We start from the raw sequence: 25254 nt of genomic DNA, 5'->3' as shown, positions 1-25254 counted from the left end.
CTTCCTTAGCGTTTTGCCTGCCAGATACGGGCCTGATAATCACGGATTGAGCGGTCAGAGCTGAACATGCCGCAGCGCGCGGTGTTCAGAATGCACGCCCGGGTCCACGCCTCCTGGTCGCGGTACAGCACGTCGACCTGTTTCTGCGCTTCAACGTAGGCCGTGAAGTCCGCCATCACCAGGTACGGGTCGCCGCCGTGTTTGTCCATGCTGTGCAGCATCTGGTCAAACGCGTGCTTGTCGCCATCGCTGTATTTGCCGCTTTCCAGCTCCTTCAGCACCGCATCCAGCACTTTGTCTTTTTTACGCCATTTCACCGGGTCGTAGCCTTTGGCCTTGATGGCTTTCACTTCTTCAACAGTATGGCCGAAGATAAAGATGTTCTCTTCACCGACCTTCTCGGCGATTTCGACGTTCGCACCGTCCAGCGTGCCGACGGTCAGCGCGCCGTTGAGCGCCAGCTTCATGTTGCCGGTACCGGACGCTTCTTTCCCTGCGGTCGAGATCTGCTCGGAGATATCCGCCGCCGGGATCAGCATTTCCGCCGCCGAGACGCAGTAATCCGGCAGGAACACGACCTTCAGCTTGTCGCCCACTTTCGGATCGCTGTTGATCGCCGCCGCCACTTTATTGATGGCGAGGATAATGTTTTTCGCCAGGTAGTAGCCCGGCGCCGCCTTCGCACCGAACAGGAACACGCGCGGCACGCGGTCGGCCTGCGGGTTCTCGCGGATCTCTTTGTACAGCGCCAGAATGTGCAGCAGGTTCAGGTGCTGACGCTTGTACTCGTGCAGTCGTTTGATCTGGATATCGAAAATGGCGTTCGGGTTGATCTCAATCCCGGTACGCATTTTCACAAACTCCGCCAGGCGAACCTTGTTCTCCAGCTTGATCGCGCGGTACTGCTCGCGGAACTTCGCATCATCGGCGTATTTTTCCAGGTTAATCAGCTGGTCCAGATCGTTGGCCCACTCTTTCTTCAGGGTCTTATCCAGCAGGCCGGCCAGCAGCGGATTGCACTGCTTGATCCAGCGACGCGGCGTAATGCCGTTGGTCACGTTGTGGAATTTGGTCGGCCACAGCTGGTGATATTCCGGGAACAGATCTTTCACCACCAGATCGGAGTGCAGCGCCGCCACGCCGTTAACGGCAAAGCCGCTCACCACGCACATGTTCGCCATACGCACCTGTTTGTCGTGCACCACCGCCAGCTTCGCCCAGACGGCTTTGTCGCCCGGCCAGGTTTTCTCCACCAGCGTTTTGAACTGGTCGTTAATCTTGTTGATGATCTGCATGTGGCGCGGCAGCAGCGTTTTCACCAGCTTCTCATCCCAGCACTCCAGCGCTTCCGGCATCAGGGTGTGGTTGGTGTAGGCGAAGGTGCGGCTGGTGATGGCCCAGGCGTCGTCCCAGCTCAGCTGATGCTCGTCAATCAGCACGCGCAGCAGTTCCGGGATGGCAATAGTCGGGTGCGTATCGTTAAGCTGAATGACTTCGAAGTCCGGCAGCTGCGCCAGCTTGCGGCCCGCCAGGTGATGGCGACGCAGAATGTCCGCCACGGAGCAGGCGCACTGGAAGTACTGCTGCATCAGGCGCAGCTTTTTACCCGCCAGGTGGTTATCGTTCGGATAGAGGACTTTGGTCAGCTTCTCGGCGTCGATGCCCTGCTGCTCGGCGCGCAGGAAATCGCCGTCGTTGAATTTGGTCAGGTTGAACGGATGCGCGTGCTTCGCCTGCCACAGACGCAGCGGCTGCGCCACGCCGTTACGGTAGCCGAGCACCGGCAGATCCCAGGCTTCACCGGTAATAGTGAACGCCGGTTCCCAGAGCCCCTGCTTCGTCACTTTCCCGCCGATGCCGACCTGCACGTCCAGCTGCGCGTTGTGGCGGAACCACGGGTAGGTATTGCGATGCCAGTCGTCCGGCGCTTCCATCTGGTGGCCGTCGGCAAACGACTGACGGAACAGGCCGTACTGGTAGTTCAGGCCATAGCCAATCGCCGACTGGCCGACCGTTGCCATAGAGTCAAGGAAACAGGCCGCCAGACGCCCCAGTCCGCCGTTGCCCAGCGCCGGGTCGATCTCTTCTTCCAGCAGGTCGGTCAGGTTAATGTCGTGCTCTTTCAGCACATCACCCACCTCCTGATACCAGCCGAGGTTCAGCAGGTTGTTGCCGGTCAGGCGGCCAATCAGGAACTCCATCGAGATATAGTTAACGTGACGCTGGCCTTTGACGGGCTTCGCCACGGGCTGAGCATCCAGCTGCTCTGCGAGCGCCCCGCTCACCGCCTGCCACCACTGGTGAGGCGTCATCTCGTTTGCAGCATGAAGGCCAAAACGCTGCCACTGACGCGTCAGGGCAGCCTGGAATTGAGCTTTGTTGAAGGTAGGCTGTGACATAGGGGATCGGCATCCTTTAGAAAGAAAACACAAGTTGGCGCTAGTGTGCCTGGCTCATTTCACCTCTTCCTCCTCCCGTGGGGGATTAGACAGGGAGGAGTAGCGGGGATGAGCGTAAAAATGTGATCGAGGCCACTCTGAGAGCATAGCCGGAGTGTGCCCGGAAGATAAAAAAGTAACCGGGGAGAATGTCAAAGAAATGAAATGCGGTTTTGGATGAAATTAATCCACGCGGAAATGATTGCTTACGGAGAATAATATTTCAGCAATCGGGTCCTGCCTAAGGAGATTATTAATCTCACTCAACTTTACCCGAAGTTTATTAAATTCGGCGTCATTATACCTTTCTGAAACCAGTTTCAGCCCAGCCTCGTGACATCCATACAAGCCAGCATTGACGCGGCATCAAAGCCTTTTCAAAAAAGTTCCAGTACTGGCCGGAATGTTTTGTGACAGAGTGCAAATTCAGAGCCACAAAAGCCAGACATAACTTGCAATAGTTCTCTTTCTGACCGACCTTATAGCTATTAATTACGAAGCGCAAAAAAAATAAATTCTCTCGTTCCCCACAGTGAAGTGAAACCTATGTTGATTCCGTCAAAATTAAGTCGCCCGGTTCGTCTTGACCATACAGTGGTCCGCGAGCGTCTGCTGGCTAAACTTTCCGGCGCGCATAATTTCCGACTGGCGCTGGTTACGAGCCCTGCAGGTTATGGAAAAACAACGCTCATTTCACAATGGGCCGCAGGTAAGAGCGATCTTGGCTGGTACTCCCTCGACGAGGGCGACAACCAGCAAGAGCGTTTTGCCAGCTATCTGATTGCCGCTATTCAACAGGCAACCAACGGACACTGCGTCGCCAGCGAGGCAATGGTGCAAAAGCGCCAGTACGCCAGTCTGTCCTCCCTTTTCTCTCAGCTGTTTATTGAACTGGCCGAATGGCATCGCCCGCTGTACGTGGTGATTGATGACTATCATCTGATCACGAACCCGGTTATCCATGAGTCGATGCGCTTCTTCCTGCGCCACCAGCCGGAAAACCTGACCCTGGTCGTGCTGTCACGCAACCTGCCGCAGCTCGGTATTGCCAACCTGCGCGTGCGCGATCAGCTTCTGGAAGTGGGCAGCCAGCAGCTGGCCTTTACCCACCAGGAAGCGAAACAGTTCTTTGACTGCCGCCTGACCTCACCCATTGAGGCCTCCGAAAGCAGCCGCCTGTGTGATGATGTCGCGGGCTGGGCCACGGCGCTGCAGCTGATTGCCCTTTCTGCCCGGCAAAACAACAGCCCGACGCACCAGTCTGCGCGCCGTCTGGCCGGCATCAACGCCAGCCATCTTTCGGATTACCTGGTGGATGAGGTGCTGAACAGCGTCGATCCCTCCACCCGCAATTTCCTGCTGAAAAGCTCCCTGCTGCGCTCCATGAACGACGCGCTGATTGTGCGCGTAACAGGCTGTGAGAACGGTCAGCTGCAGCTGGAAGAGATTGAACGTCAGGGCCTGTTCCTGACGCGCATGGACGACCCCGGCGAGTGGTTCAGCTATCACCCGCTGTTTGGCAGCTTCCTGCGCCAGCGCTGCCAGTGGGAGCTGGCAACGGAATTGCCGGAAATCCACCGCGCCGCCGCCGAAAGCTGGATGGCGCAAGGCTTCCCGAGCGAGGCCATTCACCACGCGCTTGCCGCCGGTGACGCCAGCATGCTGCGCGATATCCTGCTTAACCACGCGTGGGGGCTGTTTAACCACAGCGAACTGACGCTGCTGGAAGAGTCGTTGAAAGCCCTGCCGTGGGAGAGCCTGCTGGAGAACCCGCGCCTGGTGCTGCTCCAGGCCTGGCTGATGCAGAGCCAGCACCGTTACAGCGAAGTGAATACCCTGCTGGCGCGCGCCGAGCAGGAGATGGAAAGCGAAATGGATATCACCCTGCACGGCGAATTTAACGCCCTGCGGGCGCAGGTCGCGATTAACGACGGCGATGCGGATGAAGCGGAACGGCTGGCGATGGTCGCGCTGGATGAACTGCCGCTGGCGAATTTCTACAGCCGGATTGTGGCTACCTCGGTGCACGGCGAAGTGCTGCACTGCAAGGGCGAACTGACGCGCTCCCTTTCGCTGATGCAGCAAACCGAGCAGATGGCGCGCCGCCATGATGTGTGGCACTACGCCCTGTGGAGCCTGATCCAGCAAAGCGAGATTTTATTCGCACAGGGGTTCCTGCAGGCCGCCTGGGAAAATCAGGAAAAAGCGTTCCAGCTGATTCGTGAACAGCACCTGGAACAGCTGCCGATGCACGAGTTCCTGTTGCGTATTCGCGCTCAACTGCTGTGGGCATGGTCGCGTCTGGATGAAGCAGAAAGCTGCGCCCGTCAGGGTGTGAACGTGCTCTCCGGCTTCCAGCCTCAGCAGCAATTGCAGTGTCTGGCCCTGCTGGTGCAGTGCTCGCTGGCGCGTGGCGATCTGGATAACGCCCGCAATCACCTTAACCGTCTGGAAAACCTGCTCGGCAACGGTCAGTACCACAGCGACTGGGTATCGAACGCCGACAAGGTTCGGGTGATTTACTGGCAGATGACGGGAGACAAAAAATCCGCCGCCAACTGGCTGCGCCAGACGCCTAAACCAGAATTTGCCAATAACCACTTCCTGCAAAGCCAGTGGCGCAACATCGCCCGCGTGCAGATCCTGCTGGGTGACTTTGAGCCTGCCGAAATTGTGCTGGAAGAGTTAAACGAAAACGCCCGCAGCCTGCGTCTGATGAGCGACCTGAACCGCAACCTGCTGCTGCTCAACCAGCTTTACTGGCAGGCGGGCCGCAAAAATGACGCCCAGCGCGTGCTGCTGGAAGCCTTGCAGCTGGCGAACCGCACCGGGTTTATTAGCCACTTCGTGATTGAAGGTGAAGTGATGGCGCAGCAGCTGCGCCAGCTGATTCAGCTCAACACGCTGCCGGAGCTGGATCAGCATCGCGCCCAGCGAATCCTGCGCGAGATTAATCAGCACCATCGCCACAAGTTTGCGCATTTCGACGAGAACTTTGTTGAACGTCTGCTGAACCACCCGGAAGTGCCGGAGCTTATTCGCACCAGCCCGCTCACCCAGCGCGAATGGCAGGTGCTGGGGCTGATTTATTCAGGCTATAGCAACGAGCAGATTGCCGGTGAGCTGGCGGTGGCGGCAACCACCATCAAAACGCACATTCGCAATCTGTATCAGAAGCTGGGCGTGGCGCACCGTCAGGACGCGGTACAGCATGCGCAGCAGCTGTTGAAGATGATGGGGTACGGAGTTTAGTTTTGTGCGGCCTGATGCCATCACCCCGGCCCTCTCCCACAGGGAGAGGGAGAACGGCTTTTCAACACAACTCTAACTGCAAATTATTATCCTTAATCACCTGCATCACGCCCGCCGGCGGCATCACGTCGGTGTAGACCGCATTCACCATGCTGATGCTGCCCATGTTCACCATCGCGTTACGACCAAACTTCGAATGATCCACTACCAGCATCACGTGGCGCGAGTTCTCAATAATCGCGCGCTTTGTGCGCACCTCGTGGTAATCAAACTCCAGCAGCGAGCCGTCGGTGTCGATGCCGCTGATCCCCAGGATGCCGAAGTCGAGGCGGAACTGAGAGATAAAGTCGAGCGTCGCTTCGCCGATAATCCCGCCGTCGCGGCTGCGCAGTTCGCCACCCGCGAGGATGATGCGGAAATCATCTTTCTGCATCAACGTGTTGGCGACGTTCAGGTTGTTGGTCACCACGCGCAGGTTTTCGTGATCCAGCAGCGCATGAGCAACCGCTTCCGGCGTGGTGCCGATGTCAATAAACAGCGTCGCACCGTTCGGGATTTGGCTCGCCACTTTACGCGCAATGCGCTCTTTTTCTGCCGTCTGCGTGGCTTTACGGTCGTGCCAGGAGGTGTTGACCGAGCTGGACGGCAGCGCCGCGCCGCCGTGGTGGCGCAAAATACGGTTCTGATCGGCCAGATCGTTCAGGTCACGACGGATGGTTTGCGGGCTGACGGCAAACTGCTCGACCAGCTCTTCGGTGCTGACGTATCCCTGTTTTTTGACCAGTTCGATAATGGCGTCATGACGTTGTGTTTGTTTCATCAATTATCCCTGAGAATTATGTTCGTTTTCGCGCATGGAGCGTGTCGGCAAGCGCCATTGCAAGACCGACGGCGAGGCCGGTGACGTGCGCACCATTGGCGATAGACATACCAAACAGATCAAACCATCCGGCAATTAGCCATATTAACGCAAAGGCTATTAATCCGCGTTGTAAATAGATGCCGCTTTCCGGGTCGCGCTCCCCGCGAAGCCAGACGTAGCCCATCAAAGCGTAGACGACACCCGACAGCCCGCCGAACCACGGGCCGCTGAATTTATGCTGTACATAGCCGCTCAGCAGGGCGCTGATTACGGTGATGACAATCAGCTTGCCGCTGCCGAGCCGCTTCTCAACGATACCGCCGAGATACCACCACCACAGCAGGTTAAAGAGGATATGCATCACCGAGAAATGCATCAGCGCGTGGGTAAAGTAGCGCCAGACGTCAAAATCCAGCGACGGATCATACGGCCACGCCAGCGCGATCATCACGCTCTGGTCGCCCACCACGTTCATAATAATGAAGACGATAATGCAGGCTGCCATCAGCAGCAGCGTAAACGGGCCCGCGCGCTCGCGTATCGTGGCAAGGAAGGGAAAGCGGCTGTAATGCAGTCCGCTGCCGGTCTGTCCGGATTGCCAGCTGGCCGCCAGATAGCGCGGGTCGCCAGGGTTTTCAAGGAAACGCGCCAGCTCCTCGTTGACCCGCGCAGCCTGGCTCTCGTCGGCCAGCCAGACGTCGGTCTGAGTATGTTGCTGAATGGTCAGAATAACGCCCTGCGTCGCCATATAGTCGACAAACGCCTGGGCGACGCGCGGGTTGGTAAAAGAGGTGATCATCAACATGGGCAGCGGTCGCTTATTTCCACACAAAAGGGGACAGTATAGCGGGATTAGCGCTCAAACGCGTATTCCACTTCTGCCGGGAAATGACGATGCCAGGCATCAAAGCCGCCGTCGACGCTGTAAACCGCGTCATAGCCTTGCTGAATCAGATACTGCGCCGCGCCTTTGCTGCTGTTGCCGTGGTAGCACATGACCATAACGGGCGTTTCGAAGTCGTTATCGCGCATAAACGCGCCCAGCGTGTCGTTGGTCAGATGAAACGCGCCCGGCGTGTGGCCCATCGCAAAACTCTGCGGGTCGCGGATGTCCACCAGCACCGCTTTTCCCTGGTGCATCTTCTGGTGGGCTTCTTCTACGTTAATACATTCAAACTGATCCATGGTGTTCTCTTTACAGTGGTCAACGACAAGATTTTACCCCGTAGTGTACGTCCTGGCGGCGGGTAAACGCCATTATGTTATCCATATCACTCTAAATTGTTTTTTTGATGTTACCAAAAGCGCGTTCCTTTGCTATTATGAGCGATATCGAACATTTTTGAGCTTTAACGAAAGTGCATGAGGGTGTTATGGAAACCAAAGATCTGATTGTGATAGGCGGTGGCATCAACGGTGCCGGTATTGCGGTTGATGCCGCAGGACGCGGTTTATCCGTGCTGATGCTGGAAGCTAACGATCTCGCCTGCGCGACGTCGTCCGCCAGCTCCAAGCTGATCCACGGTGGCCTGCGCTACCTGGAACACTACGAATTCCGCCTGGTCAGCGAAGCGCTGGCCGAACGCGAAGTGCTGCTGAAAATGGCCCCGCATCTGGCCATCCCGATGCGCTTCCGCCTGCCGCACCGCCCGCACCTGCGTCCGGCGTGGATGATCCGCATCGGCCTGTTTATGTACGATCATCTGGGCAAACGCACCAGCCTGCCGGGTTCGAACGGTTTGCGTTTTGGCTCAGAATCGGTCCTTAAGCCGGAAATCGTGCGCGGTTTCGAATATTCAGACTGCTGGGTGGACGATGCGCGTCTTGTTCTGGCGAATGCGCAGATGGTCGAGAAGAAAGGCGGCGAGGTGAAAACCCGGACCCGCGCGACCGCCGCCCGTCGTGAAAACGGCCTGTGGATTGTGGAAGCAGAAGACGTGGATACCGGCGAGAAGTTCAGCTGGAAAGCGCGCGGCCTGGTGAACGCGACCGGCCCGTGGGTGAAGCAGTTCTTCGACGACGGCATGCACCTGCCTTCGCCGTACGGCATCCGCCTGATCAAGGGCAGCCACATTGTGGTGCCGCGCGTGCATACCCAGAAGCAGGCCTACATTCTGCAGAACGAAGACAAACGCATCGTGTTTGTGATCCCGTGGATGGACGAATTCTCGATCATCGGCACCACCGACGTGGAGTACAAGGGCGATCCGAAGAACGTCGAGATCGACGAGAGCGAAGTGAACTACCTGTTGAAAGTGTATAACGCGCACTTTAAGAAACAGCTGTCGCGCGACGACGTGGTCTGGACCTACTCCGGCGTGCGTCCGCTGTGCGATGACGAGTCTGATTCACCGCAGGCCATCACCCGCGACTACACGCTTGATATCCACGACGTAGACGGTCAGGCACCGCTGCTGTCGGTGTTTGGCGGCAAGCTGACTACCTACCGCAAGCTGGCCGAGCACGCGCTGGAAAAACTGGCGCCGTACTACAAAGGTATTGGCCCGGCGTGGACCAAAGAGGCAGTGCTGCCCGGCGGAGATATTGGCGGAAACCGCGACGATTACGCCGCGAAGCTGCGCCGTCGCTTCCCGTTCATTACCGAAGGGATGGCGCGCCACTACGCCCGCACCTACGGCAGCAATACCGAGCTGTTCCTGGGCGACGCGAAATCGCTTGCCGATCTGGGTGAACATTTCGGCCACGAGCTGTACGAGGCCGAGCTGCGCTACCTGGTTGAGCACGAGTGGGTTCGCCGCCTTGAAGATGCCATCTGGCGTCGTACCAAAGAAGGGATGTGGCTTAACGCCGAGCAGCAGTCTCGCGTGGCGCAGTGGCTGCAGCAGCATGCGGGGAAGCGTGAGCTGTCGCTGGCGTCGTGATGTAAAAAAGCCCGGTGGCGCCACCGGGCTTTGTTTTTACAACCGCACCGGATCAATATGCCAGATGTTCTCGGCATACTCCTTGATGGTCCTGTCAGACGAGAAATATCCCATGTTGGCGATGTTGTGCATCGCCGCGCTGGTCCACTTCTCCTGCTGACGGTACAGTTCGTCCACTTTATCCTGGAAGTCCACGTAGCTGCGATAATCCGCCAGCACCTGATAGTGGTCGCCAAAGTTAATCAGCGAATCCACCAGATCGCGATAGCGGCCCGGCTCGTCGGGGCTGAACACACCGGTCGCAATCTGCGTCAGGACCTGACGTAGCTCTTCATCCCCTTCATAGAACTCACGCGGGGAGTAGCCTTTCCTGCGCAGCGCCTCCACTTCTTCGGTGGTATTGCCGAAGATAAAGATATTCTCTTCTCCTACGTGCTCCAGCATCTCGACGTTCGCCCCGTCCAGGGTGCCGATGGTCAGCGCGCCGTTGAGGGCAAACTTCATGTTGCTGGTGCCGGACGCTTCCGTTCCCGCCGTGGAGATCTGCTCGGAGAGATCTGCCGCCGGGATGATCAGCTGCGCCAGGCTGACGCTGTAGTTCGGGATGAATACCACCTTCAGCTTGTCGCCAATCTCCGGATCTTGGTTCACCACCTTCGCCACGTCGTTGATCAGGTGAATAATGTGCTTCGCCATATAGTAAGCGGAAGCCGCCTTACCGGCGAAGATCTTCACGCGCGGCACCCACTCTGCGGTTGGATCGGCCTTAATGCGGTTGTAGTGGGTGATCACGTGCAGCACGTTCATCAGCTGACGCTTGTACTCGTGGATGCGCTTGATCTGCACGTCAAACAGCGCTTTCGGGTTTGCGACCACGTTGAGGTGCATCGCCAGCCAGACCGCCAGACGTTTCTTGTTCAGCAGCTTGGCTTCCCGCACGGCCTTGTTCACCGTCGGGAAATCAATATGCTGCTTAAGCTCGCTCAGCTGGCTCAAATCGGTGCGCCAGGTGCGGCCGATATTCTCATCCAGCACGTCAGAGAGCGGCTGGTTGGCCAGCGCCAGCCAGCGGCGCGGCGTAACGCCGTTGGTGACGTTGCAGAAGCGCGTCGGGAAGATCTTCGCGAAGTCCGCAAACAGGGACTGCACCATCAGGTTCGAGTGCAGCTCGGACACCCCGTTGACCTTGTGGCTGATGACAACCGCCAGCCAGGCCATGCGCACGCGACGACCGTTGGATTCATCAATGATCGAGGCACGGCTCAGCAGCCCGGTATCGTTCGGATACTGCTCCTGCAGCGTCTTGAGGAAGTAGTCGTTGATCTCGAAGATGATTTGCAGGTGGCGCGGCAGAATTTTGCCGAGCATGTCCACCGGCCAGGTCTCCAGCGCTTCGCTCATCAGGGTGTGGTTGGTGTAGGAGAACACCTGGCACGTCACCTCAAACGCGTCGTCCCAGCTGAACTTGTGCTCGTCGATCAGCAGGCGCATCAGCTCGGGAATGGAGAGCACCGGATGGGTGTCGTTAAGGTGAATCGCGGTTTTCTCCGCCAGGTTGGCGTAGGTTTTGTGCAGCTGATGGTGGCGGCTGAGGATGTCCTGAATCGTCGCGGAGACGAGGAAATACTCCTGACGCAGGCGCAGCTCACGCCCGGAGTAGGTTGAGTCATCCGGGTACAGCACGCGGGAGACGTTCTCGGAGTGGTTTTTATCTTCCACCGCCGCAAAGTAGTCGCCCTGGTTAAATTTACCGAGGTTGATTTCGCTACTCGCCTGGGCGTTCCACAGGCGCAGCGTATTGGTCGCATCGGTGTCATAGCCGGGGATGATCTGATCATAGGCCACGGCGAGGATCTCTTCGGTTTCCACCCAGCGGGACTTTTTCCCTTCCTGCTGAATGCGTCCGCCAAAGCGCACCTTGTAGCGCGTGTTGTGGCGCTTGAACTCCCAAGGGTTGCCGTATTCCAGCCAGTAGTCCGGGGACTCTTTCTGGCGGCCGTCAACGATGTTCTGCTTGAACATGCCGTAGTCGTAACGAATACCGTAGCCGCGCCCCGGCAGCGCCAGCGTTGCCAGCGAGTCAAGGAAGCAGGCGGCAAGACGCCCGAGACCACCGTTACCCAGCCCCGGGTCGTTCTCTTCGTCAATCAGCTCTTCTAAATCCAGCCCCATCTCTTCCAGCGCGGTTTTGACGTCGTCGTAGATACCGAGCGACAGCAGCGCGTTGGAGAGGGTGCGGCCAATCAAAAATTCCATCGACAGGTAGTAAACCTGCCGCGTCTCCTGCGAAAGCTGGGCGCGGTTAGAGCGCAGCCAGCGTTCGACCATGCGGTCACGCACCGCAAACAGGGTGGCGTTCAGCCACTCGTGCTTGTTGGCGATGACCGGATCTTTCCCGATGGTAAACATCAGCTTGTAGGCGATGGAGTGCTTTAACGCCTCAACGCTGAGCGTGGGGGAAGAGTAGCTAAATGGAGCGTTCATATCAGTAACTTCGCCTCGTTACATCAAGCGTTGATAAAGGTCGCGGTACGACTGCGCCGCAACGTGCCAGCTAAAGTCCATGGACATCGCCTGACGCTGAACGTAACGCCACAGGGATGGACGGGACCACAAGACGAACGCACGCCGAATCGCCCGAAGCAGCGACCAGGCATTACTGTCTTCAAAGACAAACCCGCTGGCGATACCGTCCGCCAGGTTTTCCAGAGAACTATCCGACACCGTATCCGCCAGCCCGCCCGTGCGGCGCACCAGCGGCAGCGTGCCGTATTTCAGACCGTAGAGCTGCGTCAGGCCGCAGGGTTCGAAACGGCTCGGCACCAGAATCACGTCCGCGCCGCCCATAATGCGGTGCGAGAACGCTTCGTGATAGCCAATCTGCACGCCCACCTGCCCCGGATGTTCCGCGGCGGCGGCGAGGAAACCTTCCTGCAGCACCGGGTCGCCCGCGCCGAGCAGCGCCAGCTGTCCGCCCTGCTCCAGTAAACCGGGCAGCGCCTCCAGCACCAGATCCAGCCCTTTCTGGCTGGTCAGGCGGCTGACCACCGCAAACAGCGGCACCTTGTCGTTAACCTTCAGCCCCATCGCAATTTGCAGCTGGCGCTTGTTCTCGGCTTTATCTTCCACCGAGTCGCGGCCATAGCGCGCGGCCAGCAGGAGATCGGTTTCAGGGCTCCAGATCTGCTCATCCACGCCGTTCAAAATGCCCGACAGGCGGCCTTCACGATGGCGCTGCTGCAGCAGCCCTTCCAGACCGTAGCCAAACTCCGGCTGGGTAATTTCACGCGCGTAGGTGGGGCTCACCGCCGTGATGTGGTCGGCGTAGTACAGCCCGGCCTTCAGGAACGAAATTTGCCCGTTGAACTCCAGCCCGTGCATGTTATAGAACGACCATGGCAGATCGATGTCATTCATATGATGCGCATAGTACATGCCCTGATACGCCAGGTTGTGCACCGTAAACACCGATTTTGCCGGATGCCCTTTTGCCGCCAGATACGCTGGCGTCAGCCCGGCGTGCCAGTCGTGCGCGTGGACCACATCCGGACGCCAGAATGGATCCAGCCCGACGGCCATCTCCGCCCCCACCCAGCCGAGCAGTGCAAAGCGCAGCACGTTATCGGTATAGGCGAACAGGTTGGTATCGTGATACGGGCTGCCCGGACGGTCGTACAGATGCGGCGCGTCGATCAGGTAGATCCCTACGCCGTTGTAATGCCCAAACAGCAGGGTGATGCGTCCGGCAAACGTTTCACGGCGGGTCACGACCTTTGCATCAGGTATGCCGCGCCGGATATCCGGGAAGGCGGGCAGCAGGACGCGGGTATCGACTCCACCGGCGATTTGCGCCGCCGGTAATGCACCAAGAACATCCGCCAGGCCGCCCGTTTTTAACAACGGGAACATCTCAGAACATACGTGTAAAACCTGCATCATCGCTCCTGTTTGATCTGCAGCTTCCGCAACATTTCCCGTGTGACTAACACGATCCCCTCTTCAGAACGGTAGAAGCGACGCGCATCTTCTTCCGCGTTTTCACCAATCACCATTCCCTCTGGAATGACGCAGGCGCGGTCTATCACGCAGCGACGCAGACGACACGAACGCCCTACCCAGACATCCGGCAGCAGAACCGCCGAATCGATATTACAGAATGAGTTTATACGCACGCGCGGGAACAGCACGGACTGCACCACCACCGAACCGGAGATGATGCACCCGCCGGAGACCAGCGAGTTCAGGGTCATGCCGTGGCTGCCGGATCGGTCCTGCACGAACTTCGCCGGCGGCAGGGATTCCATGTGGGTACGAATCGGCCAGTTCTGGTCGTACATATCCAGCTCAGGCGTCACGGACGCCAGATCGAGGTTGGCTTTCCAGTACGCTTCCAGGGTTCCCACATCACGCCAGTAAGGCTCCGCATTCGGGTCGGACTGCACGCAGGACAATGGGAAGGGATGTGCATAGGCCATGCCAGCTTTGGTAATTTTCGGGATGATGTCTTTACCGAAGTCGTGGCTGGAGCTTTCGTCTTTGTCGTCTTCTTCGAGCAGCTCATAAAGATAATCTGCATCAAAGACATAGATCCCCATGCTGGCGAGCGATTTGGTGTCATCGCCCGGCATGGTTGGCGGGTTCGCCGGTTTTTCAACGAAGTCGATAATCTTGTCGTCCGCATCCACGTGCATCACGCCAAACGCCGTCGCCTCGGCAACGGGCACCGGCAGACACGCCACGGTGCAGCGCGCCCCTTTTTCGACGTGGTCGATCAGCATGTGCGAGTAATCCTGCTTGTAGATGTGGTCACCCGCGAGGATCACGATGTATTCCGCGCTGTAGCGGCGAATAATGTCGAGGTTTTGGGTCACCGCATCCGCCGTGCCGCGGTACCAGTTTTCCCCGTGTACGCGCTGCTGCGCTGGGAGCAGATCGACAAACTCGTTCATCTCTTCGCTGAAGAATGACCAGCCGCGCTGAATGTGCTGCACCAGGGTGTGCGACTGATACTGCGTAATGACGCCAATGCGGCGAATGCCCGAGTTCAGGCAGTTTGAGAGCGCAAAGTCGATAATGCGGAACTTACCACCAAAGTGAACGGCCGGCTTGGCGCGCTTGATGGTCAAATCTTTCAGACGGGTACCACGCCCGCCCGCAAGTATCAGGGCAACGGTTTTTAATGGTAGCTGGCGCGCCAACATTAACGGATCGTTCTTCTCTAATCTAACCATGACTAACTCCTTTTTTATCATCTTTGGAATACGCACACTCCGTGCGCAGGCCCGTGCCAGACAGCCATTACTACCGGATTATCCGCTCCGGCAAAGGGGGGAACAGCTCGCCACTCCCCGTCAGGTAAAACAATCTCTGCGACGTCGTCCGTCGCGTTCAGCGTCACCAGCCACTTATCCGAAAGCTGGATTTGCAGGCAGGTGATGCCGTGTTGCCACTCTTGCGCGCTCAACGGCTGCGCGTCTTTATTCAGCCAGCTAACGTTGCCGTCGCCCTCTTCCCACCAGCTGTCGGCGGTAAGGGCGGGGATCTGCTGGCGAAGGTGGATCAGCGCCGCGGTGAAATGGGTCAACCCGCTGTTCGCCTCCCCCCAGTCGAGCCAGGTTAAGGTATTGTCCTGGCAATAGGCGTTGTTATTGCCGTGCTGGCTGTGGCCGTGCTCGTCGCCCGCCAGCAGCATCGGCGTGCCCTGAGACAGCAAAAGCGTCGTCAGCAGCGCATGAACGCTGGCGCGTCGCCGCTCGATCACATCCAGACTTCCGCCTAACCCTTCTATACCATGATTGAAGCTATGGTTATTGTTAGTGCCATCGCGATTCTCTTCGCCGTTGGCCTCATTGTGTTTCTGATTGAAACAAACGCAGTCGCGCAGCGTAAAACCGTCATGCGCCGTCACCAGGTTGATGGTGGCCGACGGACGTTTTCCGTCGCGCTTAAAGAGATCGCTGGAGCCGGCAAAGCGTCCGGCGAACTCGCCCAGCGGCAAATCGCGCGCCAGCCAGAAGCGGCGGATGGCATCGCGGTAGTGGTCGTTCCACTCGGCAAACAGCGGCGGGAAGTTCCCCACCTGATAACCGCCTTCACCGATGTCCCACGGCTCTGCGATGAGCTTCACCGTTGAGAGCACCGGGCAGTTTTTTATCGCCTCAAACAGCGGTGCCTGCTGGCTAAATGCTGGGGTGCGCCCCATCACCGGCGCCAGGTCGAAACGAAAACCGTCCACGTGGAACGTCTCTACCCAGTATTTCAGGCATTCGTACGCGTAATGCGTAACGGCAGGATGGCTGAGGTTGAGGGTGTTACCGCACCCGGTCCAGTTCTCGTAATCGCCATCTTCCCTGATCCAATAATAGCTACGGTTATCGATTCCGCGCTGTGAGAGCGTCGGGCCGTCAAGATCGCTTTCCGCACTGTGGTTCAGCACCACGTCCAGAATGACCTCAATGCCCGCGGCGTGGAGTGCCTTCACCGCGTCGCGAAACTCGTCCCGCGCTTTCTCCGGATGCACCGCGTAGCGCGGGTCGAGAGCGAACATCGCCAGCGGGTTGTAGCCCCAGTAGTTGCTTAACCCAAGACGCTGAAGACGCGGCTCGCTGGCGAAATGCGCCACCGGAAGCAGCTCCAGCGCGGTGATGCCCAAATGCTTCAGGTAAGCGACCATGGTCGGATGCCCCAGCGCTTTGTAGGTGCCGCGCATCTCTTTGGGGATCGACGGGTGCAGGTAGGTCAGCCCTTTGACGTGCGCTTCATAGATGACGGTGTTACCCCACGGCGTGCGCGGCGGGGCATCGTCCTCCCAGTCGTAGAGATCGTGCACCACCGCGCTTTTCGGCGCGACGGGCGCGCTGTCGCGGTGGTCCGGTTCGCCGTAGCCGACGTGGAACAGTGGGTCGTCTTTAAACTCGCCGTCCACGCGGCGCGCGCACGGGTCAATCAGCAGCTTCGCCGGGTTAAACCAGTGCCCCTGAGAAGGCTCCCACGGGCCGTGTACGCGAAAACCGTAGTGCATTCCCGGACGCCCGCCGGACAGGTAACCGTGCCAGATGTCTCCCGTGCGGGACGGTAAATCGTAACGGTGCTCGTTACCCTCCCCGTCAAACACGCAGAGCTCCACCCGCTCCGCGTGAGCAGAAAAGAGCGTGAAGTTCACCCCCTTTCCGTCAAAACTCGCGCCGAGCGGTTCGGGTTTACCTGCCGTAAGCTGCGTCATTCTCCCTCCCGCATCAGCCAGATGGTGCCAAGCGGCGGCAGCATCAGGCTCAGGGAGTTTGGACGCCCGTGGCTTTCAATCGCATCGCTCTGCACCAGCCCGCCGTTACCGGCGTTACTGCCGTGGTAATGCATGGAATCGGTATTCAGGATCTCGCGCCATTTGCCCGGCTGGTTAATGCCGAAGCGGTAGTGTTCGCGCGGCACCGGCGTAAAGTTGCTGGCGACGATAATCTCGTTGCCCGCTTTATCGCGACGTACAAAGACAAACACCGAGCGCTCGTGGTCGTCCACCACCAGCCACTCAAAGCCGTACGGATCAAAGTCCAGCTCGTGTAGCGCTTTGTGGTGGCGGTAGGTCAGGTTCAGGTCGCGCACCAGACGCTGTACGCCGTGGTGCCAGTTGTCGCCGCCCTCCAGCAGATGCCAGTCGAGGCTGGTGTCGTGGTTCCACTCGCGACCCTGGGCGAACTCATTGCCCATAAACAGCAGCTTTTTGCCCGGGAAGGCAAACATCCAGCCGTAGTAGGCGCGCAGGTTGGCAAACTTCTGCCACGCGTCGCCCGGCATGCGGTCGAGAATGGATTTTTTGCCGTGCACCACTTCATCATGCGACAGCGGCAGCATGAAGTTTTCGGTGTAGTTGTAGAGCAGCCCGAAGGTGAGCTTATCGTGGTGATACTGACGATAAACCGGGTCGAGCTTCATGTAGTCGAGCGTGTCGTGCATCCAGCCCAGGTTCCACTTGTACCAGAACCCCAGGCCGCCTGATGACGGAGGGCGGGAGACGCCCGCAAAGTCCGTCGACTCTTCCGCCATGGTCACGGCGCCTTCCACCTGCTCGCCGATGATGCGGTTGGTGTTGCGCAGAAATTCAATCGCTTCGAGGTTTTCACGGCCGCCATACTCGTTCGGGATCCACTCCCCCTCTTTGCGGCTGTAGTCGCGGTAGATCATCGAGGCCACCGCATCCACGCGCAGGGCATCAATGCCGAAGCGTTCGATCCAGTACAGCGCATTCCCCACCAGGTAATTCGACACTTCACGGCGACCGTAGTTGTAGATCAGCGTGTTCCAGTCCTGGTGATAGCCTTCGCGCGGGTCGCTGTGCTCGTACAGCTTCGTGCCGTCGAACTCTGCCAGCGCAAAATCGTCCGACGGGAAATGGCCCGGGACCCAGTCGAGGATCACGTTCAGCCCGGCGGCGTGCGCGGCATCAATGAAATAACGGAAATCATCGCGCGTGCCGAAGCGCCGCGTGGGCGCATACAGCCCGGTGGGCTGATAGCCCCAGCTGCCGTCGAACGGGTGCTCGTTAACCGGCAGCAGTTCGAGGTGGGTAAAGCCCATCCATTTGGCGTACGGCACCAGCTGGTCGGCGAGCTCCCGGTAGCTGAGCCAGAAGTTGTTGTCCGTGTGGCGGCGCCAGGAGCCGAGATGCACTTCGTAAACGGAGATCGGCGCATCAAAGCGGTTGGCCTGCTTGCGCTCCTCAGTCTGGACGACCTTCTCCGGCAGGCCGCAGATCAGCGATGCGGTATCCGGGCGCATCTGCGCCTCGAAGGCGTACGGGTCGGCTTTAATGCGCAGCTTGCCGTGCGCGTCGATCATCTCAAATTTGTAGAGCTGGCCATTATGCGCCCCGGGGATAAACAGCTCCCAGATGCCCGTCTCACGGCGCAGGCGCATCGGGTGGCGGCGACCGTCCCAGTAGTTGAACTGCCCAACGACGGAGACGCGCTGGGCGTTTGGCGCCCATACGGCAAAGCGCGTGCCGGTGATACCGTCCATGGTATCCGCGTGGGCACCCAGCGTTTCGTAAGGGCGTAAATGGGTCCCTTCGGACAGCAGCCAGGCATCCATCTCTTTTAAGAGCGGCCCAAAGCTGTAGGGATCGTCAATCAGGTTTTGCTGGCCGTGCCAGATAACGGCGAGCTGATAGCGAAAGGGGTTTTTACGGCGGGGCATGACGCCCGAGAAGAAGCCGCGCGAATCGAGGCATTCCAGATTACCCACCTTGCGGCCGGTTTTGGGTTCGATAACCCACACTTCTGTCGCATCCGGCAACAGCGCCCGAACTTCCAGTCCGGCCTCTGTACGGTGCATCCCTAGCACAGAAAAGGGGTCTGCAAAATGACCCGCAATAAGCGCATTAATCACGTCTCTCGAAATACGATCGGACATGGTATTCATCCTGTTTTTTTATGTCGCCCTTTTTACGCGCTCCGGGACGACTTTTAATGTGACCTAAACGGTGCAGTTGATCCTCTCTGCTCCGCCCTACCCTCAGGTGAGAAATAAATCTTCCTTAAAGCATAGCCAACGTCGTGGTTCCTCCTGATAAAAAATAAGACATCTGCGTTTTACTCCATGTAGTACGCAAAAAAAGGGGGTGACAATCACCCCCCGTGTTTAACAAATTATTACGCCAGCTGGCGCAGCATGCGGCGCAGCGGCTCGGCGGCCCCCCACAGGAGCTGGTCGCCGACGGTGAACGCGGAGAGATACTCCGGCCCCATGTTCAGCTTGCGCAGGCGGCCAACCGGCGTGGTCAGCGTGCCGGTAACGGCAGCCGGGGTCAGTTCACGCATGGTGATATCGCGATCGTTTGGTACCACTTTCGCCCACGGGTTGTGCGCGGCCAGCAGCTCTTCCACGGTCGGAATAGACACATCTTTTTTCAGTTTAATGGTGAAGGCCTGACTGTGGCAGCGCAGCGCGCCGATACGCACGCACAGACCGTCAACCGGAATGGTATTCGCGGTGGCGAGAATTTTGTTGGTCTCCGCCTGGCCCTTCCACTCTTCGCGGGTCTGGCCGTTATCCAGCTGTTTGTCGATCCACGGGATCAGACCGCCGGCCAGCGGTACGCCAAAGTTATCCACCGGCAGCTCGCCGCTGCGGGTCAGCTGAGTGACTTTGCGCTCGATGTCGAGGATGGCGGACGCCGGGTTTGCCAGCTCGGTCGCGACGCTTTGGTGCAGCTGGCCCATCTGGGTCAGCAGCTCGCGCATGTGGCGCGCGCCGCCGCCGGACGCGGCCTGGTAGGTCGCCACGGAGACCCACTCCACCAGGTCCTGCGCGAACAGGCCGCCGAGTGACATCAGCATCAGGCTGACGGTGCAGTTACCGCCAACAAAGGTTTTCACGCCGTTGTTCAGGCCGTCGGTGATGACGTCCTGGTTAACCGGGTCGAGAATAATGATGGCATCGTCTTTCATGCGCAGTGAAGAGGCCGCGTCAATCCAGTAGCCCTGCCAGCCGCTTTCACGCAGCTTTGGATAGATTTCGTTGGTATAATCGCCGCCCTGGCAGGTCACAATAATGTCGAGTGCCTTCAGCGCTTCCAGATCGTAAGCGTCCTGCAACGTGCCTGTGGTACCACCAAAGGACGGAGCAGCCTGGCCGAGCTGGGAAGTGGAGAAGAAGACCGGGCGGATAGCGTCGAAATCGCGCTCTTCAACCATGCGTTGCATGAGTACAGAGCCGACCATACCGCGCCAGCCGATGAAACCAACGTTTTTCATAGCATTTTTTTCCTGCTGAGGGTGTGTGCTGATTGTGCAAGCCAGTATTGAACTGGGATATGCTTCACATTACAAAATGCTGCCAAAGTCGCAAGCGAAATTAATCGATGATTGCCCGGCAATCAGAAATACAGCTAATTATCATAATAACCATAGAGAGTTTCAGGGATAATTTACATGAGTGAAATCATTTCAGCAGCGGTTTTATTGATCCTGATAATGGATCCACTGGGCAACCTGCCCATCTTCATGTCGGTGCTGAAGCACACCGAGCCGAAGCGCCGCCGGGCGATCATGATCCGCGAGCTGCTTATCGCCCTGCTGGTGATGTTTATCTTCCTGTTTGCCGGTGAAAAAATTCTCGCGTTCCTGAACCTGCGCGCCGAAACGGTTTCCATTTCCGGCGGGATTATTCTCTTCCTGATTGCCATTAAGATGATCTTCCCGAGCGCCGAAGGCAGCAGCAGCGGCCTGCCCGCAGGCGAAGAGCCGTTTATCGTGCCGCTGGCGATTCCCCTCGTCGCGGGGCCAACCATTCTGGCGACGCTGATGCTGCTGTCGCATCAGTATCCGAATCAGATGAGCCATCTGGTGATTGCCCTGCTGATTGCCTGGGGCGGAACATTTATTATTCTGCTGCAGTCGTCGCTGTTCCTGCGCCTGCTGGGTGAGAAAGGGGTGAACGCGCTGGAGCGTCTGATGGGGCTGATTCTGGTAATGATGGCGACGCAGATGTTCCTGGACGGCATCCGGGCGTGGATGAAAGGATGACTTTCTCCCTCTCCCCGTGGGAGAGGGCCGGGGTGAGGGCATCAGGCCGCAGAGGACAGCCCACCTACCCCTTACGAATCAAATACCGGTACGGCAGCGCCTCGGTCTGCTGCGCCACCAGTTCATGCTCCATAAAGGTACAAAAACCGGGAATATCGCGCGTGGTGGCCGGATCGTCAGCAATAATCAGCAGCGTTTCACCGGTCTGCATGTTACGCACGGTCTTACGTACCATCATTACCGGCTCCGGGCAGCGAAGGCCCTGGGCATCAAGGGTGTGGTCTGGGCTGGAAAACAGGTCGGTCATGATCTTCTCGGTCAGATAAAAACGGCAGTAGTTTACGCCCCGGCGCGGGCAATGCAAACCAGGTTAACGATTGCGCAAAAACCAACCATTGCAATGTCCAGCCAAAGCAGTATCATGCTGCGGTTTTTATTGGGTTCCCTCACCCCAACGTATAAAAAGGTCACAATATGACGCAGTTCTCTGAATCACAGCGCGTAAAAGCGTTGTTCTGGCTTTCGCTTTTCCATTTGCTGGTGATCACCTCCAGCAACTACCTGGTGCAGCTCCCGATCTCCATTTTTGGTTTTCATACCACCTGGGGCGCGTTCAGCTTTCCGTTTATTTTCCTCGCCACCGATCTGACCGTGCGTATCTTCGGCGCACCGCTGGCACGCCGCATTATCTTTGCGGTCATGCTTCCGGCGCTGTTCATCTCGTACGTGATCTCCTCCCTGTTTTACATGGGAAGCTGGCAAGGCTTTGAGGCGCTGACACACTTCAACCTGTTTGTCGCCCGTATCGCCGCGGCAAGCTTTATGGCCTACGCGCTGGGGCAGATCCTCGACGTGCACGTGTTTAACCGCCTGCGTCAGAATCACCGCTGGTGGATGGCGCCGACCGCGTCCACGCTGTTCGGCAACGTGAGCGATACGCTGGCCTTCTTCTTCATCGCCTTCTGGCGCAGCCCGGATGCCTTTATGGCCGAGCACTGGATGGAGATCGCGCTGGTGGACTACTGCTTCAAGGTGCTCATCAGCATTGTTTTCTTCCTGCCGATGTACGGCGTGCTGCTGAATATGCTGCTGAAAAGGCTGGCAGATAAATCTGAAATCACGGCATTGCAGGCTGGTTAAGGGTTCGCTTTATCAGTTGTGATAAGATGGGTGAATGAGCCGCTATGGCCGTTTATCGAAAGGAAGAAGTCAATGCGCAATCTGGTTAAATATGTCGGGATTGGCCTGCTGGTTGTGGGTCTTGCAGCCTGTGATAACAGCGACACAAAAACGCCTGCTCAGGGCGCATCCGCAGAAAGCAACGCGACCGGTCAACCGGTGAATCTGATGGATGGCAAACTCAGTTTCTCTCTGCCAGCCGATATGACTGACCAGAGCGGCAAGCTGGGCACCCAGGCGAATAACATGCACGTTTACTCCGACGCAACCGGCCAGAAAGCGGTCATTGTGATTGTGGGCGACGACACCAGCGAAGACCTGGCCGTCCTGTCCAAACGTCTGGAAGATCAGCAGCGCGGCCGCGATCCGCAGCTGCAGGTGGTAACCAATAAATCCATCGAGCTGAAAGGCCATAAGCTGCAGCAGCTGGACAGCATCATCTCCGCGAAAGGCCAGACCGCCTGGTCTTCTGTGGTGCTGGGCAAGGTTGATAACAAACTGCTGACCCTGCAGATCACCCTGCCAGCGGAAGATCAGCAGAAAGCGCAGACGGCTGCTGAAAACATCATTAACACCATCGTGATCCAGTAACCCTTCACGACGATGACGTGGCCTCCGGTGCCTGCACCGGGGGCCATTTTTTTAGCCGCCACGTCAGCAGCAGGGCAATTATCACCAGACCCGCCGCGGCAAGATAGATCACCGGTACCCCCGCCCAGGCCATCACCAGCCCCGCCAGCGGCCCGGTTATGCCTAAAGACATATCCATAAATACCGTATAGGTCGCCAGCGCCGCCCCCTGATTCTGCTGCGGCACCGCTTTAACCGCCACCACGCCCAGCGCCGGGAAGACCAGCGAGAAACCAGCTCCCGCCAGGAAGACGCCAATTTTCGCCATCCAGGGCGCGCTGGCGATGCCGGTTAACAGCAGCCCGACAATCTCTACCGTAAAGCAGATCATCGCCACGTTCAGCCCGCCCAGACGGTTGATACCGTTCGGGAAAAGCAGGCGTGCGCCAACAAACGCACCGCTGAAGAGGGTTAACGCAAAGGCCGCGCCCTCCCAGCCTTTGGCGTCATAAAACAGGGTAATGAAGGTCGCAATGACGCCGAAGCCGGTGGTCGCCAGGGCCAGCGCCATGCCGTACGGCCAGACGCGCCCCAGCACGGCCCGAAACGGCAGCGGCTTGCCCTTGCTGGCCTTCACCTTCGGGCGCGGCAGCGCAAACAGTATCGCCACAAGCGCGACCGCTATTATGGTCAGCGACAGTCCATACAGACCGCCAAAGGCGTAACAGGCCACGCCAAGCGGCGCGCCGAGCGCCATCGCCCCGTAGGTGACGATCCCGTTCCACGAGATAACCCGGCCAATGTGTGGTGCACCGACAACCCCCACACCCCATAGCGTCGAGCCGGTTCCTGCCAGGCTTTGCCCAATCCCGAGAATGACGCGGCCCAGGCAAAGCAGCGCCAGGCTGACCAGCGGCCAGTGGCTGGTAGCGGCAGCCAGCAGGTAGCTCAGACCACTGAGGAAACAGCCGCACAATCCCACTACCACAATGCTTTTGGGACCGAACAGGTCGGCGTAGCGCCCGGCGTGCGGGCGGCTAAGGAGCGTGGCGAAATACTGCAGGCTGATGACCAGCCCCGCCCAGAACGCGCTAAAACCCATCACGTCATGGACGTAGCCCGGCAGAACCGCCAGCGGCAGGCCGATCGTTAAATAGCTGGCAAAGTTGAAGATAACGACGGAAACAATGCGCAGATTGAGGCGCAATCCGCTCAGCGCCGGTTCGGCGGCAGGTTCTGGCATGGGGTTCTACCTGAATTTTTTGCAACAGTGTTTCACTATTACCACGGAGCAATAAGAAAATCAGCCCCGACTTTCAGATTATCGGTGCCAGACGAAGCGGCCCTAAGGCACTACACTTATCGGGTCATCTTACTAAGGAACACGCATGTCAGCTCCCCAGCCTGATAAAGCAGGACTCCACATCTTATTAAAACTCGCCTGTCTGGTGGTTATCCTTGCGGGTATACATGCTGCCGCTGACATTATCGTCCAGCTCCTGCTGGCGCTCTTTTTTGCTATTGTCCTCAATCCGCTGGTGACCTGGTTTTTACGCCGGGGCGTGAGCCGCCCGGTGGCCATCACCATCGTGGTTATCGTGATGCTGATTGGCCTGACGGCGCTCTTCGGCGTACTGGCGGCATCGCTGAGCGAATTCTCCACCATGTTGCCGCAGTACAATAAAGAGCTGACGCGTAAAATCGTCGCGCTGCAGGAGATGATGCCCTTTCTTAACCTGCATATTTCGCCAGAACGGATGCTGCGCAGGATGGATTCCGAGAAGGTCATGACCTACGCCACCACGCTGATGACCGGTCTTTCCGGCGCGATGGCCAGCATTTTGCTGCTGGTCATGACGGTGGTGTTTATGCTGTTCGAAGTGCGCCATGTTCCGTATAAGCTGCGCTTTGCTTTAAATAACCCGCAAATACACATTGCCGGCCTACACCGCGCCTTAAAGGGCGTCTCCAAATATCTGGCGCTGAAAACGCTGCTGAGCGTCTGGACTGGGATTATTGTCTGGCTGGGGCTGATGCTGATGGATGTTCAGTTCGCGCTGATGTGGGGGGTGCTGGCGTTTCTGCTGAACTACGTGCCGAATATTGGCGCGGTGCTTTCCGCCGTGCCGCCGATGATTCAGGCGTTTCTGTTTAACGGTTTCTACGAATGTATGCTGGTCGGAGCGCTGTTCCTCGTCGTGCATATGGTGCTGGGCAACATTCTTGAACCGCGCATGATGGGGCACCGGCTGGGCATGTCGACGCTGGTGGTGTTTTTATCCTTGCTGATTTGGGGATGGCTGCTGGGCCCTGTCGGCATGCTGCTGTCGGTCCCGCTGACCAGCGTATGTAAAATCTGGATGGAAACCACCAAAGGGGGCAGCAAGCTGGCGATCCTGCTTGGGCCGGGGCGGCCGAAAAGCCGGTTGCCGGGGTAACGTATCTGTCTGTATAAACGGGTTTATACCGTCAAATACCGCGACGCTCACCGTCGCGGTATTTTTATTTGCGTTAAGGCTTATTCCTTCCGTTTTTTATCAACTCATCCAGAT

The 25254-nt window shown here is 58.1% G+C and carries 18 protein-coding genes; 6 read left to right on the top strand and 12 right to left on the bottom strand.

Annotated features, from left to right (window positions below):
- Positions 1–5 precede the first annotated feature (5 nt).
- Positions 6–2399 carry a maltodextrin phosphorylase gene (gene malP / locus IM303_RS15500; protein ID WP_028014682.1) on the bottom strand — a complete coding sequence of 798 codons (2394 nt, stop codon included), beginning with the start codon at positions 2397–2399 and terminating at the stop codon, positions 6–8.
- Positions 2400–2984: 585 nt separating this feature from the next.
- Here malP and malT point away from each other — a divergent pair.
- The gene (gene malT, locus IM303_RS15495) at positions 2985–5690 is read left to right on the top strand and encodes an HTH-type transcriptional regulator MalT (RefSeq protein WP_047367202.1); all 2706 of its coding nucleotides are present in this window, start codon (positions 2985–2987) and stop codon (positions 5688–5690) included.
- A 61-nt stretch (positions 5691–5751) separates the two neighbouring features.
- Here the strand turns inward: malT and IM303_RS15490 are convergent, their stop codons facing one another.
- Genes IM303_RS15490 through glpE form a run of 3 tightly spaced genes read right to left on the bottom strand, consistent with a single transcriptional unit; the run spans position 5752 to position 7737 of the window.
- On the bottom strand, positions 5752–6510 hold the full coding sequence (locus IM303_RS15490; RefSeq protein ID WP_048998991.1) for a DeoR/GlpR family transcriptional regulator: 759 nt from the start codon (positions 6508–6510) through the stop codon (positions 5752–5754).
- Positions 6511–6526: 16 nt separating this feature from the next.
- On the bottom strand, positions 6527–7357 hold the full coding sequence (glpG, locus tag IM303_RS15485; protein ID WP_028014685.1) for a rhomboid family intramembrane serine protease GlpG: 831 nt from the start codon (positions 7355–7357) through the stop codon (positions 6527–6529).
- A gap of 47 nt (positions 7358–7404) precedes the next feature.
- Entirely contained in the window at positions 7405–7737 is a 333-nt protein-coding gene (gene glpE / locus IM303_RS15480) for a thiosulfate sulfurtransferase GlpE (RefSeq protein WP_028014686.1), read from the bottom strand.
- 188 nt (positions 7738–7925) lie between these two features.
- Here glpE and glpD point away from each other — a divergent pair, with 188 nt between their 5' ends.
- Positions 7926–9434 (top strand): glycerol-3-phosphate dehydrogenase, encoded by a 1509-nt coding sequence (glpD, locus tag IM303_RS15475; RefSeq protein ID WP_041911900.1) that lies wholly within the window; start codon positions 7926–7928, stop codon positions 9432–9434.
- 36 nt (positions 9435–9470) lie between these two features.
- On the opposite strand, the gene glgP is transcribed toward glpD, so the two are convergent.
- The 6 genes from glgP to asd form a co-directional block, all read right to left on the bottom strand.
- On the bottom strand, positions 9471–11918 hold the full coding sequence (gene glgP / locus IM303_RS15470; protein WP_193360069.1) for a glycogen phosphorylase: 2448 nt from the start codon (positions 11916–11918) through the stop codon (positions 9471–9473).
- An 18-nt stretch (positions 11919–11936) separates the two neighbouring features.
- On the bottom strand, positions 11937–13370 hold the full coding sequence (gene glgA, locus IM303_RS15465) for a glycogen synthase GlgA (protein WP_041911898.1): 1434 nt from the start codon (positions 13368–13370) through the stop codon (positions 11937–11939).
- Positions 13370–14665, bottom strand: a complete 1296-nt coding sequence (gene glgC / locus IM303_RS15460; protein WP_028014690.1) for a glucose-1-phosphate adenylyltransferase — start codon at positions 14663–14665, stop codon at positions 13370–13372. Before glgC ends, glgA begins: the two co-directional genes overlap by 1 nt.
- 17 nt (positions 14666–14682) lie before the next feature.
- Complete coding sequence (gene glgX / locus IM303_RS15455) at positions 14683–16656, bottom strand: glycogen debranching protein GlgX (RefSeq protein ID WP_193360068.1); 1974 nt, start codon at positions 16654–16656, stop codon at positions 14683–14685.
- Entirely contained in the window at positions 16653–18839 is a 2187-nt protein-coding gene (gene glgB / locus IM303_RS15450) for a 1,4-alpha-glucan branching enzyme (protein ID WP_192971947.1), read from the bottom strand. Before glgB ends, glgX begins: the two co-directional genes overlap by 4 nt.
- 239 nt (positions 18840–19078) lie before the next feature.
- Positions 19079–20182, bottom strand: a complete 1104-nt coding sequence (gene asd / locus IM303_RS15445) for an aspartate-semialdehyde dehydrogenase (RefSeq protein ID WP_022649649.1) — start codon at positions 20180–20182, stop codon at positions 19079–19081.
- Between the two features lie 177 nt (positions 20183–20359).
- Between asd and yhgN the strand changes: the two genes are divergently transcribed.
- Positions 20360–20953 carry an NAAT family transporter YhgN gene (gene yhgN, locus IM303_RS15440; RefSeq protein WP_003861574.1) on the top strand — a complete coding sequence of 198 codons (594 nt, stop codon included), beginning with the start codon at positions 20360–20362 and terminating at the stop codon, positions 20951–20953.
- A 64-nt stretch (positions 20954–21017) separates the two neighbouring features.
- On the opposite strand, the gene tusA is transcribed toward yhgN, so the two are convergent.
- On the bottom strand, positions 21018–21260 hold the full coding sequence (gene tusA, locus IM303_RS15435) for a sulfurtransferase TusA (RefSeq protein ID WP_008503071.1): 243 nt from the start codon (positions 21258–21260) through the stop codon (positions 21018–21020).
- A 167-nt stretch (positions 21261–21427) separates the two neighbouring features.
- Here tusA and IM303_RS15430 point away from each other — a divergent pair, with 167 nt between their 5' ends.
- Together IM303_RS15430 and IM303_RS15425 are read left to right on the top strand one after the other, a co-directional pair.
- Positions 21428–22093: a 7-cyano-7-deazaguanine/7-aminomethyl-7-deazaguanine transporter gene (locus IM303_RS15430; RefSeq protein WP_028014693.1), complete on the top strand. Its 666-nt coding sequence runs from the start codon at positions 21428–21430 to the stop codon at positions 22091–22093.
- Positions 22094–22165: 72 nt separating this feature from the next.
- Positions 22166–22723, top strand: a complete 558-nt coding sequence (locus IM303_RS15425) for a DcrB family lipoprotein (protein WP_028014694.1) — start codon at positions 22166–22168, stop codon at positions 22721–22723.
- 4 nt (positions 22724–22727) lie between these two features.
- Here the strand turns inward: IM303_RS15425 and IM303_RS15420 are convergent, their stop codons facing one another.
- Positions 22728–23945, bottom strand: coding sequence for an MFS transporter (locus IM303_RS15420; RefSeq protein ID WP_041911894.1), 1218 nt, complete (start codon positions 23943–23945; stop codon positions 22728–22730).
- A 145-nt stretch (positions 23946–24090) separates the two neighbouring features.
- Between IM303_RS15420 and IM303_RS15415 the strand changes: the two genes are divergently transcribed.
- A complete protein-coding gene (locus tag IM303_RS15415; protein ID WP_193360067.1) occupies positions 24091–25140 on the top strand; it encodes an AI-2E family transporter in 1050 nt (349 codons plus the stop codon).
- Positions 25141–25254: the final 114 nt, after the last annotated feature.

Source organism: Enterobacter cloacae complex sp. P38RS (assembly GCF_014930775.1).
Lineage (GTDB): Bacteria > Pseudomonadota > Gammaproteobacteria > Enterobacterales > Enterobacteriaceae > Enterobacter > Enterobacter bugandensis.
The sequence above is the reverse complement of the archived record's forward strand: the minus strand, read 5'-3'. Positions and strand labels throughout refer to the sequence as shown.